Annotated in this window: 13 protein-coding genes and 1 pseudogene; 10 read left to right on the top strand and 4 right to left on the bottom strand. The window is 71.8% G+C overall.

Translation table 11 applies throughout. From position 1 onward, the window contains the following. Positions 1-183 precede the first annotated feature (183 nt). On the top strand, positions 184-1,545 hold the full coding sequence (locus tag ACIQTP_RS10495; RefSeq protein WP_403398310.1) for a bifunctional o-acetylhomoserine/o-acetylserine sulfhydrylase: 1,362 nt from the start codon (positions 184-186) through the stop codon (positions 1,543-1,545). After that, a complete protein-coding gene (locus ACIQTP_RS10500) occupies positions 1,542-2,693 on the top strand; it encodes a homoserine O-acetyltransferase (RefSeq protein WP_403399083.1) in 1,152 nt (383 codons plus the stop codon). Before ACIQTP_RS10495 ends, ACIQTP_RS10500 begins: the two co-directional genes overlap by 4 nt. A 95-nt stretch (positions 2,694-2,788) precedes the next feature. Here ACIQTP_RS10500 and ACIQTP_RS10505 read toward each other — a convergent pair whose 3' ends face one another. Next, positions 2,789-3,718, bottom strand: a complete 930-nt coding sequence (locus ACIQTP_RS10505; protein WP_403398313.1) for a sulfurtransferase — start codon at positions 3,716-3,718, stop codon at positions 2,789-2,791. 448 nt (positions 3,719-4,166) lie between these two features. On the opposite strand from ACIQTP_RS10505, the gene ACIQTP_RS10510 reads away from it, so the two are divergent. The 8 genes from ACIQTP_RS10510 to ACIQTP_RS10545 all read left to right on the top strand — a co-directional run bounded on the left by ACIQTP_RS10510 (position 4,167) and on the right by ACIQTP_RS10545 (position 11,825). Next, the gene (locus tag ACIQTP_RS10510; RefSeq protein ID WP_402048957.1) at positions 4,167-5,099 is read left to right on the top strand and encodes an ABC transporter substrate-binding protein; all 933 of its coding nucleotides are present in this window, start codon (positions 4,167-4,169) and stop codon (positions 5,097-5,099) included. 128 nt (positions 5,100-5,227) lie between these two features. Then, positions 5,228-6,265 carry an ABC transporter substrate-binding protein gene (locus ACIQTP_RS10515; protein ID WP_403398316.1) on the top strand — a complete coding sequence of 346 codons (1,038 nt, stop codon included), beginning with the start codon at positions 5,228-5,230 and terminating at the stop codon, positions 6,263-6,265. Continuing rightward, the gene (locus ACIQTP_RS10520) at positions 6,262-7,035 is read left to right on the top strand and encodes an ABC transporter permease (protein WP_403398319.1); all 774 of its coding nucleotides are present in this window, start codon (positions 6,262-6,264) and stop codon (positions 7,033-7,035) included. Before ACIQTP_RS10515 ends, ACIQTP_RS10520 begins: the two co-directional genes overlap by 4 nt. Next, a complete protein-coding gene (locus ACIQTP_RS10525) occupies positions 7,032-7,799 on the top strand; it encodes an ABC transporter ATP-binding protein (RefSeq protein WP_403398322.1) in 768 nt (255 codons plus the stop codon). The genes ACIQTP_RS10520 and ACIQTP_RS10525 overlap by 4 nt, the downstream gene beginning before the upstream one ends. Continuing rightward, complete coding sequence (locus tag ACIQTP_RS10530) at positions 7,799-8,881, top strand: phosphotransferase enzyme family protein (RefSeq protein WP_403398325.1); 1,083 nt, start codon at positions 7,799-7,801, stop codon at positions 8,879-8,881. Before ACIQTP_RS10525 ends, ACIQTP_RS10530 begins: the two co-directional genes overlap by 1 nt. A gap of 359 nt (positions 8,882-9,240) precedes the next feature. Further along, positions 9,241-10,164 carry an LLM class F420-dependent oxidoreductase gene (locus ACIQTP_RS10535; RefSeq protein ID WP_403398328.1) on the top strand — a complete coding sequence of 308 codons (924 nt, stop codon included), beginning with the start codon at positions 9,241-9,243 and terminating at the stop codon, positions 10,162-10,164. Between the two features lie 78 nt (positions 10,165-10,242). Continuing rightward, positions 10,243-11,067: a DUF1684 domain-containing protein gene (locus ACIQTP_RS10540; RefSeq protein ID WP_403398331.1), complete on the top strand. Its 825-nt coding sequence runs from the start codon at positions 10,243-10,245 to the stop codon at positions 11,065-11,067. 188 nt (positions 11,068-11,255) lie between these two features. Beyond that, positions 11,256-11,825 carry a DMT family transporter gene (locus ACIQTP_RS10545; RefSeq protein ID WP_403398334.1) on the top strand — a complete coding sequence of 190 codons (570 nt, stop codon included), beginning with the start codon at positions 11,256-11,258 and terminating at the stop codon, positions 11,823-11,825. 109 nt (positions 11,826-11,934) lie between these two features. Here ACIQTP_RS10545 and ACIQTP_RS10550 read toward each other — a convergent pair whose 3' ends face one another. The 3 genes and pseudogenes from ACIQTP_RS10550 to ACIQTP_RS10560 form a co-directional block, all read right to left on the bottom strand. Next, the gene (locus ACIQTP_RS10550; RefSeq protein ID WP_403398337.1) at positions 11,935-13,335 is read right to left on the bottom strand and encodes an NtaA/DmoA family FMN-dependent monooxygenase; all 1,401 of its coding nucleotides are present in this window, start codon (positions 13,333-13,335) and stop codon (positions 11,935-11,937) included. Next, positions 13,332-14,441 (bottom strand): LLM class flavin-dependent oxidoreductase, encoded by a 1,110-nt coding sequence (locus ACIQTP_RS10555; protein WP_403398340.1) that lies wholly within the window; start codon positions 14,439-14,441, stop codon positions 13,332-13,334. The genes ACIQTP_RS10550 and ACIQTP_RS10555 overlap by 4 nt, the downstream gene beginning before the upstream one ends. A gap of 356 nt (positions 14,442-14,797) precedes the next feature. Further along, a pseudogene (locus tag ACIQTP_RS10560) lies at positions 14,798-15,178 on the bottom strand (sulfite oxidase); the annotation flags it as partial. Positions 15,179-15,686: the final 508 nt, after the last annotated feature.

Raw genomic sequence — 15,686 nt, forward strand, 5'->3', positions numbered from 1 at the left:
ACGTGCGTGTCACCACCACGGGTTGTTCCGCCGTGAGCTGACGCCCCGCTCCGGCACCTGATCACTCCCCCTTCCCCGCACCGTGCTGTCCGCTGCCCCTGCCCGGGCGCGGCGCACAGCCCTGCGGTGCCTTCACCAACCCCCGCGCGCCTCCGCACCTCGCACGCCGCACAAGGGAGAAACATGAGCCAGCCCATCGACTCCGTCACCGCGGGTCACACCCCCGAGGACGAGCCCATCGGCCCCGACACCTCGGCCTGGTCGTTCGAGACCAAGCAGATCCATGCCGGTGCCACCCCTGACCCGACGACCGGGGCGCGGGCGGTGCCGATCTACCAGACCAGCTCGTTCGTCTTCCGCGACACCCAGCACGCCGCGGACCTGTTCTCGCTGGCCGAGCCCGGCAACATCTACACGCGCATCCACAACCCCACCCAGGACGTCTTCGAGCAGCGCGTCGCCGCACTGGAGGGCGGAGTCGCCGCGGTGGCACTCGCCTCCGGACAGGCCGCGGAAACGCTCGCCATCCTGACGCTGGCGTCCGCCGGCGACCACCTCGTGTCCAGCACCTCCCTGTACGGCGGCACGTACAACCTCTTCCGCCACACGCTTCCCAAGTTCGGCATCGAGGTGTCGTTCGTCGACGACCCGGACGACTTCGAGGCGTGGCGTGCGGCGATCCGGCCGAACACGAAGGCCCTGTTCGCCGAGACACTCGGCAATCCGCGCGGCAACGTACTCGACGTACGGGCGGTGGCGGACGTCGCGCACGAGGCGGGCGTCCCGCTGATCGTCGACAACACCGTGCCGACCCCTTTTCTGCTGCGGCCCATCGAGCACGGCGCGGACATCGTCGTCCACTCCGCGACGAAGTTCCTCGGCGGCCACGGCACCACCATCGCCGGCGTCGTCGTCGACGGCGGCACCTTCGACTTCGGCGCGCACGCCGAGCGCTTCCCCGACTTCAGCGAACCGGACCCCAGCTACCACGGCCTTCAGTACTGGGCCGCCCTCGGCCCGGGCGCCTTCGCCATCAAGCTGCGGGTGCAGCTGCTGCGTGACCTCGGCCCCGCCATCGCGCCCCACTCCGCCTTCCTGCTCCTGCAGGGCGTCGAGACGCTCAGTCTGCGCATCGAGCGGCACTCGGCCAACGCCCAGGCTCTGGCCGAGTGGCTGGAACAGCGCGCCGAGGTCGCCGCGGTCCACTATCCGGGGCTTGAGTCCAACCGGTGGTACGCGGCGGGGCAGCGCTATCTTCCGCGTGGCGCCGGGGCGGTGCTGGCCTTCGAGCTACGGGACGGGGTCGAGGCCGGCAAGCGGTTCGTGGACGCTGTCGAGCTCTTCAGCCACCTTGCCAACATCGGGGACGTACGCAGCCTCATCATCCACCCGGCGTCCACCACCCACAGCCAGCTGGACGAGGCGCAGTTGGCGGCGACCGGCACCACACCCGGTCTGGTGCGCCTGTCGGTCGGGATCGAGAACCTCGCCGACCTCAAGGCCGACCTGGAGGCCGGATTCCGCGCGGCCAAGGGCGCGTCCTGAACACCGTACCGACGCCGTCCGCGGTCCCCCTTCCGCCGCCCTCAGGGGCCTGGCGGGAGGGGGACCCGCCCGGGCGCCGCCAGTGGCACTCCCGAAAGAAGCCGCTTGCCCTGGAGGCGGGCGGTGAACTGCCCGGCGTGCGGCTGGCGTTCGAGACCTGGGGACGGCTCGCACCGGACCGTTCCAACGCCGTGCTGGTGCTGCACGCGCTCACCGGCGACAGCCATGCCGCCGGACCCGCCGGACCTGGCCACCCCACCCCCGGCTGGTGGGACGCGCTCGTCGGAGCCGGCCAGGCCCTGGACACGGACCGCTGGTTCGTCGTCGCCCCGAACGTGCTCGGCGGTTGCCAGGGCAGCACCGGGCCGTCCTCACCCCGCCCCGACGGGCGGCGCTGGGGCGGAGACTTCCCGTCCCTGACCCAGCGCGACCAGGTCGCCGTGGAAGCCGGTCTGGCCGAGGAACTGGGCATCGAACGCTGGGCGTTGGTGGTCGGAGGTTCCATGGGCGGGATGCGCGCGCTGGAATGGGCCGTGACGTATCCGGAACGCACGGACGCGCTCCTGCTGCTCGCCACCACCGCGGCGGCGAGCGCCGAGCAGATCGCCTGGGCGAGCATCCAGCTCCACGCCATCCGCTCCGACCCGCACTGGCGCGGCGGCGACTACCACGACGCCGGCCCCGGCCGCGGACCGCACGCGGGTCTCGGCCTGGCCCGTCGCCTCGCCCACGTCACCTACCGCAGCGAGCCGGAACTGGCGGTCCGCTTCGGCCGGACGCCACAGGACGCGGAGGACCCGTGGAACGGCGGCCGCTACCAGGTGGAGTCCTACCTCGACCACCACGCCGCCAAGCTGGTGCGCCGTTTCGACGCGGGCAGCTACGTGACGCTGACGGAGGCCATGAACAGCCACGACATCGGCCGCGACCGCGGTGACAGGCGCACCGCCCTGCGCCGGGTGACCGCGAGGACCCTCGTCGCCGGAGTCGACTCCGACCGCCTCTACCCACCGTCCCAGCAGGCGGAGCTGGCCGCCGCAATCCCTGCCGCGGACCGCCTCCGTCTGATCGAGTCCCCCTACGGCCACGACGGATTCCTGATCGAGACGGAGCAGGTCGCCGCGCTCGTCCGTGAACTCGTCGGCTAGCCGCTCGAACGGAGAGGTGCACGTGACCACCGGATACGTCACCGGCGAGAGGCTCCGCAGCCGCGGCCGTGCCCGACGCGGCCTGAGCCCCGGGCTCAGGTGCCTGTCGCGAGCGGCCGGGACGGATCCTGGGACCATTCCTCCAGCGAACCGTCGTACAGGGCGACGTCCTGACGGCCCAGCAGCGTGAGGGCGAGCGCGGTGCCGGCGGCGGAGATGCCACCGCCGCAGTAGAGAATCACCGGCGACTGGTCGTCCTTGAGGACCGTGCCAACGCGTTCGGCGAGCTCGGCGGCGGGCAGGAACCGGCCCGTGCCGTCGAGGAGGCCGCGCCCCGGCAGGCTGAGACTGCCGGGGATGTGGCCGCGCCGGCTGTAACGGGTGGGGGCGGAGCCGTCGAAGCCGCCGGGCGGCAGCGCGCACACCAGCGTGCCGGGACGTTCGCCGCGGCTGACGGCCCCCACCGTCTCGATGCCGGTCCACATGCCGGGACGGGGTACGGGGGTAAGGGGACCAGCGACCCGCGTGGCACTCGATTCACCGCCACTCGTCTCGCCGCCACCCGTCTCGTCGCCGCGGGCGATCGGGTGCCCGCCCGTCTCCCACGCCTGCCATCCACCGTCCAGTACCGCCACCGGCACGGAGATCGACCGCAGCATCCACCACAGCCGGGCCGACCAGATGCCACCGCCGCTGTCGTAGGCGACGACCTCCGAACCGTCGCGGACACCGAGCCGCTGGAGGGCGGCGGCCAGCGCCTCCGGTGCCGGGACCGCGAAGTGGCAGGCCGCCCCCTGGTCCGACAGTTCGCCCGTGAGGTCCGCGTGGCGCGAGCCGGGGATGTGGCGCTCGGCCCACTGGACGCGACCGCTGCCGGACCGGTGGTCGCCGTCGTGGCGGGGTGACGGCAGCAGCGCGGTGGCGTCGAGGACGATCAGCCGGGGGTCGCCGAGGCGGGCGGCGAGCCATGCGTCGTCGACCAGCGGTCCGGGGAGGAGGGGGTCGGGGAGCGGGGGGACGGTCATGGCGGGGATGCTAACCCGACCGCGCCCGGCGGGGATGGGCTTGATCTGCGAGGTCTCGTTCACTGGGCGAGCTCGTCCCACATCGTGGGATTCATTTGCACAGCATCGGCTGTCCGGGGTTATGGTTTCGGCCATCTACGCGGGAGCCCCTACCCGGTTGGGCTGAGAGGGCGTCTGGGAGCGGTGTCGGCATCTGCCGGCCCGGTCCCCATGGGAACGCCGACCGCATCACTTGAGCCACAGTGCCCGCGTAGGAGTACCGCATGTCTTCAGCAGTCGAGCAGCAGTGTCCCCCGGCGTTCGCCGCGGCGGCCCGCTCCTGTTGTTGACCCACCCGGTCTCCCCCTCCCCCTTCTCCTTCTTTTTCTCACCAGACGGCCGGTCACGGGCCCGCACATCTGAGTGCCGCCCGCATTCTGCCGTCTGCCGTCCACGGAGCCGTCTGCCCATGTCGCACGTCCGAGTCATGCTCGACTACTTCCACCCTTGGCCGAATTCCGCCGGTTTGTACGTGGCCCGGGAGAACGGCTGGTACCGCGAAGCGGGCCTGGACGTGGAACTCACCGTCCAGGATCCGGGACGCGGCGACACCCTGGAGTACCTGGCGCGGGGCGAGGTGGACTTCGGCCTCTTCCCGCCCAACCGGCTGCTCGCCCGCCGCGCCGCCCCCGGCCGGCCACTGCTCGCCGTGGCCGCCGTCAACCACCGTGCCCTGGAGGCGATCCAGACCGCCCGCCCCACCGGCATCACCCGCCCCCGCGACCTGGCCGGACGCCGCCTCGCCTACAACCCCACCCCGCGTGGACGCGCCATGGTCCGACACCTGGTCGCGGCCGACGGCGGCGATCCGGACGCCGTGATCACCATCGACGCCGGCTACCGCGAGCTGACGGTGGACGACATAGCCGCCGGTGAGGCGGACGCCACCTTCGGCACCTACTGGTCCTGGGACGCCCTGCGCGGCGACCTGCCCGAAGAGCAGCGCCTGACCTGGCCGGTCGACGAGATCGGCGCCCCGCGCTACCACAGCTACCTCCTCGGTACGAGCGAGAGCCTCGCCGACGCCCGCCCCGACCTGGTACGCGCCTTCCTGGCCGCCACCGCCCGTGGCTACGTCTCCGCAGCGGCCGACCAGATCGGCGCCCGCGCCCTGCTGGAACGCGTGATCCCCTACTTCTCGCGCCCCCTGATCGCCCGCTCCCTCAGCCTGGTCGCCCCGACCTGGACCGACGCGGACGGGAACTGGGGTGTCATCGACGAGACCCGCATGGGCCCCTACGCCGACTGGCTCGCGCGGCACAAGGCCGTCCCGCACGCCCGCGACTGGCGGTCGTCGTACACGAACGACCTGCTGGCCACCGCCCCGGCGGGCGCCGAATGACCTGCCAGGCGAGGGAACTGACGAGACGTATGGCCATCGACCTCATGCGGGTCGACAGCGCGCTGTGTCGGGCGTGAAGAGCACTCTCCCACGCCCGCAACACCACCGCGCCCATCCGAGGAAACCCCATGAGATCCCGTACGACCGCCCTGCTCTCCGTGGCCACCGCCGCCGTCCTCGCCACGACGGGCTGTGCCGCGCAGGACTCCACGTCCGCCGCCGCGAAGAACGGCACCACCCAGGTCACCCTCGCCCTGGACTGGACGCCCAACACCAACCACACCGGCATCTACGTCGCCCAGCGGAAGGGCTGGTTCAAGGACGCCGGGATCGACCTGAGGATCGTGCCGTACGGCTCGACCGCGCCGGAGACTCTGATCGCCGGCCACAAGGCGGACTTCGGGATCTCGTACCAGGAGGGCGTCACCACCGCGCGCGCCGCGGGCCAGGACATCACCTCCGTGTACGCCGTCACACAGAAGACGAACGTCACGGTCTCCGTGCGCGCCGACCGCGACGACATCACGTCCCCCAAGGAGCTGGACGGCAAGACGTACGCGGGCTTCGGCGCCCCCTACGAGAAGGCCCTGCTGCAGAAGGTCATCCAGGAGGGCGGCGGCAAGGGCACGTTCAAGCAGATCACGCTCAACACCTCGGCGTACGCGGCCCTTTACGCGGGCAAGGCGGACTTCGCGATGCCCATGCCCACCTGGGAGGGCCTGGAGGCGAAACTCACGGGCAAGCCTCTCAAGGACTTCCAGCTCGCCGACTACGGCGTCCCGGCCATCTACTCGACCCTCATCGCCTCCTCCAGGCAGTATCTGAAGCAGAACCCCGAGGTCGCCAAGAAGTTCCTGGCCGTGGTCGACAAGGGGTACGAGTACGCCGCCGACCACCCCGACCAGGCCGCCGATCTCCTCATCGCGGCCAACAAGAGCACGCTCACCAACACGGAACTGGTCAAGAAGAGCGAGACGTTGCTCGCCAAGGAGTACTACCGCGCCGCCGACGGCACGATCGGCACCCAGACGGCGAAGCGCTGGCAGGACTTCGCCGACTTCGAGTTCACGTCCGGCCTGCTGGTGGACAAGAACGGCAAGAAGCTCACCAAGGCGCCGGACGCCTCGACGTTCTTCACCGACGCCTACCTCCCGGACACCAAGTGAGGACGGCCCTGCGCGCGGTCTGGCCGCCGCTGCTCGTCCTCGCCGTGCTCGTGACCGGCTGGCAGGTGTACGTGACCGCCGCCGGCGTCGACCCGACGGTACTGCCCAGCCCCGGCCGCGTCCTGTCACAAGGGTGGGCTAATCGCGGCGACCTGTGGGACCAGACCGTGCCCACCCTCCAGGAGACCCTGCTCGGCTTCGCGCTCTCCTTCGCCGCCGCCTGGCTGGTGGCCGTCGTGCTGGACTTCTCGGCGGCGGCTCGCCGGGGCCTGTATCCGCTGCTGGTGGCCTCGCAGACGATCCCGATCGTGGCCGTCGCACCGCTGCTGATCATCTGGTTCGGCTTCGGTCTGCTGCCGAAGATGCTGGTGGTGACCCTGACGACGTTCTTCCCGCTCGCGGCGAACCTGGCGGCGGGCTTCGCCGCCACCGACCGCGACGCGATGCGGCTGCTGCGCTCCCTGGGCACGGGCCGCGTGCGCGCCTTCCGGCTGGTCCGGGTGCCGAGCGCACTGCCCCACTTCTTCACCGGGCTGCGGGTCAGCATCACGTACGCCGTGGTGGGCGCGGTCTTCGCGGAGTACGCCGGCGCCGAGAAGGGCCTCGGGATCTATATGCAGGCGCAGAAGAGCGCGTTCCGCACGGACCTGGTGTTCGCCGCGGTCGCGGTGACCGCCGCGCTGAGCATCGCCCTGTTCGGGGCGACCTATCTGCTGCAACGGCTCGTCCTGCCGTGGGAGCGGGCGCTGGTGAAGGAGGGCCGGTCATGAGTCTCGAAGTGCGGGGCGCGGGAAAGGCGTTCGGGTCACTCGCAGTGCTGCGCGACCTCGACCTCACCGTCGAGCCGGGTGAGTTCGCGGCCGTCATCGGTCCGAGCGGCAGCGGCAAGAGCACACTGTTCAACCTGATCTCCGGTCTGGACAGGCCCACTTCGGGCGAGATCCTGGTCGAGGGTGCCCCCGCGTCCGTGGCCTCGGGCAAGGTCGCCTACATGCCCCAGAAGGATCTGCTGTTCCCGTGGCGCACGGTCCTCGACAACACGGCGCTGGGACTTGAGGCCCAGGGAGTGCGGAGGAAGGAGGCGCGGCGCAGGGCCGGCGAACTCTTCGGCGCCTTCGGACTCGACGGCTTCCAGTCCTCGTATCCCTTCCAGCTCAGCGGGGGTATGCGGCAGCGCGCGGCCCTGCTGCGCACGGTCGTTCTGGACCGCCCGGTGCTGCTGCTCGACGAGCCGTTCGGCGCGCTGGACTCGCTCACCCGCACGGAGATGCAGCTGTGGCTGGCCGACATGTGGCAGCGCTACCGCTGGACCGTCGTCCTGGTCACGCACGACATTCGCGAGGCCGTCCTGCTCGCCGACACCGTGCATGTCCTTTCGCCCCGCCCGGCCACGGTCGTGGAGCGCATCGAGGTGCCGCGTTCCGGACCGCGCGGTCTCGACGCCCTCTCCGAGCCGGAGTTCGCGGCGACCGAGCGGCGGCTGCTGGACACCCTCAGCGGCCGGTCGAGCCGGGTGAACGAGGTGACGGCCTGATGAGCGGGCTCCTGGCCCACGGCATGGGTACGGAACCGGTGGCCCCCGACTGGCCTGCGCTCACCGAGGCGGAGCTCGAGGCCGTCGTCGGTCCTGTGCGTGTACTTTGGCGCAGCCCGCGCCCGCTGTCGGCGGCCGCCCTGGTCGAGCGGGGCGGGCGACGGCTCTTCGTGAAGCGGCACCACAGCGACGTACGCACCTTGGAAGGTCTGGCCGAGGAGCACGCCTTCCTGCGGCATCTGCGAGACCGGGGTGCGCCGGTCGTGGAGGTGCTGGGGGCCGAGGCGCGCGGGGAGTGGGTGTACGAGGTCCATACGGCCGGAACGGGGACGGATCTCTACCGGGACGCGCTGTCGTGGTCGCCGTTCGCGTCCGTGGCCCATGCCCGGGCCGCCGGTGCCGCGCTGGCCCAACTCCACCTGGCGGCGGAGGGGTTCGGCGCCCCGAGACGGCGCCCGCAGCCCCTCGTCTCGTCCTTCAGCATCTTCGCGGCGGTCGACCCCGCGGCCGCGCTGGAGGCATATGTGGCCGAGCGGCCGGCACTGGTAGCGGCCTTGGCGGGTCGTCCCTGGCGGGAGGACGTGCGGGCGGTCCATCTTCCCTTCCACCGGCGTCTGCTGCCCCATCTCGGCCACCTCGCACCGCTGTGGACGCACAACGACTGGCACGCCTCGAACCTGCTGTGGGACCCGGCGACCGGCACGGTCTCGACCGTCCTCGACTTCGGCCTCAGCGACCGCACGACCGCCGTCCACGACCTCGCGACGGCCATCGAGCGCAACACCGTCCAGTGGCTCGACCCTTCCCGTCCCGTCCGCACGGACGACGTGGACGCGCTCCTCGACGGGTACACCTCGGTACGCCCGCTGAGCCCCGTCGAGTCGGCCGCCCTGCCCGAGCTGCTGCCGCTCGTGCACGCGGAGTTCGCCCTGTCCGAGCTGGGCTACTTCCACGGCGTCACCGGATCGCGGGCCAACGCCGATCTGGCGTACCGGTACCTGGTGGACCACACCCGGTGGTTCACCACCGGCGACGGGCTCCGGCTCCTCGATCGAGTACGGCTGCGGACACCTCGATCCTGACACCGCAGCGGGCAGCGCCCGGCCCATCGGACGGCAACTAGACGGCGGTTGTACGCGCCCCCATGGTCACCGCGCCGCTCGGCTCACGTGATCACGCCGGAGCCCTCCCGGCGCCGTCAGGTTTTCCGCGGCCGTCGGGTGCCGTCGTGGACGCCGATGTCGGGTCCACCCGCACGCGTTGCCGTATACGCCGGTCCCGGTCGTGTCCGTGGTGCGTCCGGGGCTTCGTCTTCGACGTGGCGACCGGAAAGCTCAACGAAGTCGAGTGACAGCGAGCGGCGGCCCCGTACACATACCTGACAAGAAGCTGTCACACGCGGGCCGGAATGCCTGGTCGGGCGGCTGGGGTTTGCACTGGCATGACTGTAGGCGTGGCGCTCAACGCGTCCGAGGCGGAAAACCAGGTCGACACCGCGGTACAGCTGGCGCACGAGGCCGCGGCCCGCGGCCTGCGGTCGGCCTGGTTCGGGCAGACCTTCGGCGCGGATTCACCGCAGCTCGCGGCGATCGTCGGGCGTGAGGTGCCGGGGCTCCACGTGGGCACCTCCGCGATCCCCGTCTTCGGCCGCCATCCGCTGCTGGTCTCCAGCCAGGCCCAGACCGCGCAGGCCGCCACTCACGGCCGCTACCACCTCGGGCTGGCCCTCGGCACCAGACTCCTGACCGAGAGCGGTTTCGGTATCCCCTTCGAACGGCCCATCGCCCGTCTGCGTGAGTTCCTCACCGCTCTGCGGCAGTTGACGCAAAGCGGTGAGGCCGACTTCCACGGCGAGTTGCTCACCGCCGTCACACCGATCTCCGCGCGCGTACCGGGGGCCGAGGGCGGTGTTCCTCTGCTGGTCGCCGCGATGGGCCCGCAGGCCCTGCGGGCCAGCGGTGAGCTGGCGGACGGCATCCTCCCCTATCTGGCGGGCCCGCGGGCCCTGAGCGAACACATCGTTCCGGCCCTCACCGCGGCGGCGGCGGCCGCGGGGCGGCCCGCGCCCCGGATCGTGGCCCTGGTGTCCGGCGTCGTCACGGACGATGTCGACTCCGTACGTACGAAGGTCACCGAACAGCTCGCGTTCTACGAGGGGATCCCGTCCTACGCGCGGGTCATCGACCTCTCCGGCGGCCGACGGGCCTCCGATGTGGCCGTGATCGGCGACGAGGAGACAGTCGCGGCCGAAGTGCGGCGCTATCGGGACGCCGGGGCGACAGAGGTGGTGTTCTCGGGCACCGAGATCGCGGGAGAAGCGGACCGGCGGCGCACCTGGGCACTTCTCGGCGAACTGGCCGAGTGAGGGAACACCGGCGGCAGACACCTCGGCAGAAGTCCACACCGTTGCGAGGGCCGAACCTCGCGAGACGAAGGAGTACTCATGACGACTGAGGCCACGACCACGGACCTCCAGGCCTTCACCGAGGACTGGCTGGAGTGGTACCGCGGGCAGGAGGAACGGCTCGCCGCTCCGCACGGATTCCTGGCGATCACCGGTCTGCACTGGCTCGACGACCGGCCGCAGCGATTCCCCGACGCACCGGGCGCCTGGTGGACCGACGCCGCCGGGGTCGCCGTAGCCCTCGACGACGGCGAGGAACTCATCGTGGAGGGAACGCCGGTACGGGGCGAACACCGCTTCGGAGTGCTGCCCGAGCGTGGTGGCGTCGACGCGGTCTGGGGCGATGCCGTGATCGAGGTGGCCAAGCGTGGCGGGCACGACATCGTCCGGCCCCGGCACCCGGACGCGCCGCTGCGCACCGCCTTCGCCGGTACACCCGCCTACGCCCCGGATCCCCGCTGGGTGGTCACCGCTCGTTACAGCGCATTCGACAAGCCGCGTCCGACGACCGTGGGCGCCGCGGTCGAGGGCCTTGAGCACGTGTACGACGCACCGGGCCAAGTCGAGTTCGAACTGGAGGGACGCTCCTTGGCCCTGACCGCGTTCCCCGGACGTGGCCCGGGCCGGCTGCAGGTGCTCTTCACGGACACCACCTCCGGGGTGACCACCTATGCCGCCAACCGGACCCTGTCTCTCGAGCCGCCGGCCGCCGACGGCACGGTCGTCCTCGACTTCAATCGCGCGGCGAACCTGCCGTGCGCCTACACCGACCTGGCCACCTGCCCACTGCCGCCGGCGGAGAACCGGCTGCCGGTGGCCGTCGAGGCCGGGCAGAAGACGCCCCGTGAGCGGGGCGGGGCCTGATCGTCGCAACCATCTCCAGTCGGGCTTGGGCATGAGCGCGGCCATGCGGCCGTTCGCCCTGCCCTACGCCCCCCTCCGCTCGCCGGTTCGCACACGCTGCCCGAGCACGTAGCCGGCCTGGAGGCGTGTCCTGGCTCCCAGGGCGTCCATGAGATCCGCGATGCGCCGCTGGCAGGCTTCCAGCGGCGGTGGATGACACCGCCGTGGTCGGTGTGCTGCTCTGCCTGGCAGCGGCGGCGGGGCACGCGGTCGGCGTCATCTTCCAGAAGCCCGCGCTCTCCCACGCGTCGCCGTTGCAGGTCACCGCCTACGCCAGCACGATCGGTGCGATCGCCTGCCTGCCCTTCGCCGGACAGCTCGTCACGGATCTGGGCAACGCGTCGGCCGGGAGCTGGGCGGGAGTGGTGTACCTGGGACTGCTTCCGACGGCACTGGCCTTCTGGACGTGGTCGTACGCTCTGGCGCACATGCCCGCGGGTCGCCTGGGAGCGGTGACGTACGTCGTGCCGGCCATCACCGTGGTGCTGGCCTGGCCCACGCTGGGAGAGTTCCCGTCGGGCCTGGCGCTCGCCGGGGGTGCGCTGTGCCTTCTCGGTGTGGGGCTCTCGCGCCGTACGCCGCGGACCGTGCCCGGACCGACTACATCGCCGACCACATCGCCTTCCCCTGAGCCGGCGTTTGCAGAGTCCGGTGCGGTCGGCGAAGTGCGGGGGGGAGAGACAGCCGACGCCTCAGGACCGGCGCGGGCACAGGACTGACTGCCCCCAGGAAGAGGGCTTGATCGAGTCGGGCGCCGTAAGGACATGCTCGCGGCGCCCGAGGGGCCTCGCCCTGATGAGGTGGACCATCGCCTCCGGGGCGAAGCGGTCAGCCGGCCTGCCGCCGGTCGGTCGTGGAGCGGTGGGTGAGTGGTTCCCGCAGGCCCAGGTGCTCGCGCAGCGTCGTACCCGTGTACTCGGTGCGGTAGACACCGCGTTCCTGCAGTGCGGGGACGAGCAGGTCGACGATGTCGTCCAGGCCGTCGGGAATCAGGTACGGCGTGACGTTGAAGCCGTCGACGGCGCCGTGCCGGACGAAGTGGGCGAACTTGTCCGCCAGTCCCGCCGCAGTGCCGACGTGGCCGCGCTGGGGACCGAGCGCGATGACGGTCTCGCGCAGCGACCACCCGTGTGCCTCGGCCTTCTCCCGCCACTCGGCGACCACCTGGCGCGGGTCGGCGATACGCCGCGCACCGAAGGAACCGTCGTTCTCGGCAACGACCGGGTCCTCCTTGGGCAGCGGACCGTCGGCGTCGCGATCGGCGAGGTCCAGGCCCCACAGGAGTCCGGCGATGCCCAACGCGGTTGCCGGAGTGACCTGTTGGAGGCGGATCCAGCGCTTCTTCTCCAAGGCCTCCTCCTCCGTGGCCCCGATGATGATCTCCGTACCGGGGAGGATCCGCAGGTCGTCGTCGGGCCGGCCGACGGCCCGCAGGCGGTGCCGGAGGTCGTCGGCGAAGGCGAGCGCGTCGTCGAAGTCGTTGCCGTGCGCGGAGAAGATGACGTCGGCGTTGCGGGCGGCGAAGTCCCGGCCCTCGCCGGAGTCCCCGGCCTGGAAGATCACCGGGTGGCCCTGGGCGCTGCGCGGCAGCGTGGGCGCGAGGTCGACGTCGAACTGCGGCCCCCGGTGCCGGACTTGGTGTACGGCGCCGGGTGCCGCCCAGGCGGGGGCGCCCGGGGAGCCGGAGACGGCCCCGCTCTCCCAGCCGTCCCAGAGCGCGCGGGCCACGGTGAGGAACTCCTCGGCGCGCCGGTAGCGGTCGGCGTGGTCGAGGTAGCCGCCGCGGCGGAAGTTGGCGCCGGTCCAGGCGTTGTCGGTCGTCACCACGTTCCAGCCGGCGCGGCCCTCGGAGAGCAGGTCGAGACCGGACAGGCGGCGGGCGAGGTCGGCAGGCTCGTTGAAGGTGGTGTTGGAGGTGCTGACCAGGCCGATCCGGTCGGTGACGGCGGCCAGTGCGGCGAGCTGGGTGATGGCGTCCGGCCGCCCGGTGATGTCGAGGTCGTGGATCTGTCCGTCGACCTCGCGCAGCCGCAGCCCCTCCCCCAGGAAGAACGCGTCGAACAGGCCCCGTTCGGCGGTCTGGGCGACGCGCCGGAAGTTGGCGGGGTCGATCTGGGAGCCGCTGGCGGGGTCGGACCAGATGGTCCAGTGGTTGACGCCCTGGAAGAAGACGCCGAAGTGAAGCTGTGCGTCCGGGCGGGGGACGTCGAGGGGGTCGGTGCGGGTCATCGCGTCTCCTCAAGGGCCTCGAACGCCGCGCCGGCGGCGTAGCGGTTGGCGGGCCGCTCGAGGCCCAGGTGGGTGCGCAGGGACGCGCCGGGCAGCGGGCGGACGGCGTGCCGCCGCTCGAAGAGGTGGGGCAGGACGAGCCGGGACAGCTCCGGCAGGTCCTCGTCCAGCACCAGCGGGTGCAGGCGTACACCGTCCACGACGCCTCGCAACTGCTCCAGCAGGGTGGCGAGTCCGGCGGCGGAGCCGATGTGGCGCAGCCGTCCGCGGTTGGTCCAGGGCGCATGGCGCTCGAGGTCGGCGACGCGTTGGTCGGCCGTGGCGTCCACCGTGTCGAGGGCGACCTCGACCTCGGCGAAGGTGCGCGGCGTTCCGGCGGCGGCCGCGGCCGCAGTGACCGCGGCGACGTCGCGGCCCTCGACGAGGGCGACGTCGAGCTGCCCGGCGGACACGAGGCCGGGCCGGCCGAGGACGACGAGTTGGCCCTGCGGCGGACGCGGGACGATCGCCGGGCCCTTCACGGCGTAGGTGTCGCCGGTGAAGTCGACGTAGTGGAGCCGGTCGCGGTCGAGGTAGCGGCTGGTGGCCACGGAGCGGATGACCGCGTCGTCCTCCCAGGAGTCCCACAGGGCGCGGACGACGTCGATGCCGTCGCGGGACTCGCGGGCGCGGGCGGCTGCGCCGTCGACGAGGGGACGGTCCCAGGCGCGGGCCGCCTCAGGACGTGCCTCCTCGCTCACCACCCACCCGGCACGCCCGATCGAGATGTGGTCCAGGGACGCCAACTGGCTGGAGATGTGGAACGGTTCGGCATAGGTGACCGGGACGACCGGCGCGATGCCGATGGCGCTCGTCGACGCGGCGAGGAACGCGGCCCGCTCCACCGCGCCGATACGGCCGACCGCGTCGGGCGTGGCGCCGGGCGGCAGTGCGCCGTCCTCCAGGGTGAGCAGAGTGAACCCAGCGTTCTCCGCGGCGGCGGCGACGCGGGCCACCCGGCGCGGGGTCAGCAGGTGGTCGGGTGAGTGGGCGGCGCGGCGCCAGGCCGCGGGGTGGGCGCCGTCACCGTCGAGTTCGACGGCGAGCCGCAGGGCAGGGCCGGACATGGGGTTCCTTCCAAGGGCACGACGAGACGGCCGGCCCGGCGGGCCGACGGGGTCAGGGGCGTGCGGAAGGACAGACGGCGGAGGCGGTGCGGCAGTAGTCGACGTGCCGCCGGATGATCAGCCGCGTCCCCGTGCCGGCACCGTGCGGTGCGGCGCCACGTACGCGCATCGGGGCCTCCACCCGTCCGGGAGCGATCGCTTCAACCTACGTCGTCGACCCCGGAAGGTGTCAAGAACATTAGATGTACGCGCATGGACAAGTGCCACGCCCGACGGCTACTCGCCGCGTGAAGCAGCAGCAGTACGTCGTCGACCCCGCTTCCGAGGACACAGGCTTTCGCCGGGACAGGTGTCCGTCACACCACGCTCACCGGATGCCGCACCACCGCGTCGAACAGGTAGCCCTGTGTGTTGGGCACGGCGATGTCCGGCTGCCTACGGCCGGCCGTGTCCGTGGCGCGGGCCAGCAGGTGGGTGGTGCCAGGTGCGTCGGGCTTCCAACCGAGGGACCAGCGGGTCCAGGTGCCGGCGCGGGGCCGGTCGTGCAGGCGGGCGGCCCGCCAGTTCGCCCCTCCGTCGGTGCTGACGTCGACCCTGGCGACGGCGCCCGCGCCCGACCACGACCGTCCGTGCAGTACGTGCCTGTGGCCCGCCGTGAACGTGGCCTCGCTCGCCAGCTCGAAGGCGCTCTTCGTGACCTGCCGGGTGAGCGGCGCGCTGCCGCCCTCCGGGTAGGCGGCCGTCCTGCCACCCTGCGCACAGCTCTCCGCGTTGGAAGCAGATTGCCGCACTAGTACACGAACTCAGGTCCCGGCGAAGGACGTTCAGGTCCATCGCGGAGATCGTCTCGGATGGTGGCAGTCCGTTGACGCCTCCGAGTCACCCATGCTTGCATCGCCCCATGCCGCGCCAGTCGTTGACCTGCCGCCGCTGCGTCGACCTGGTACGTGTCGCAGCCGCGCTCTGTTGCGCCGCCATCCGCTGAGCATCCGTCAGTCCGGGCGCTGAACGTCTCGCGCCTCACGCCGAATCCCTGAACTCGCCCCCACCGGTGCGCCGTCGAAAACGCCTGCGACCGGAACCCTCCTGTCGACTGTACGAGGAGACACCCATGCCCCCGTCCTCGCCGGGGTCGATCGGCGCGCGTGTCGCGAGCGACAAGGGCTCGGTCGTCCGATCCCGCTGTGGTCCTACGGCACGGCGCGCGGCCGCGGGGCTGCTCCAACTCCCGCCGCCCGCAGACGT

Source organism: Streptomyces sp. NPDC090798, from assembly GCF_044768965.1.
Classification (GTDB): Bacteria; Actinomycetota; Actinomycetes; order Streptomycetales; family Streptomycetaceae; genus Streptomyces.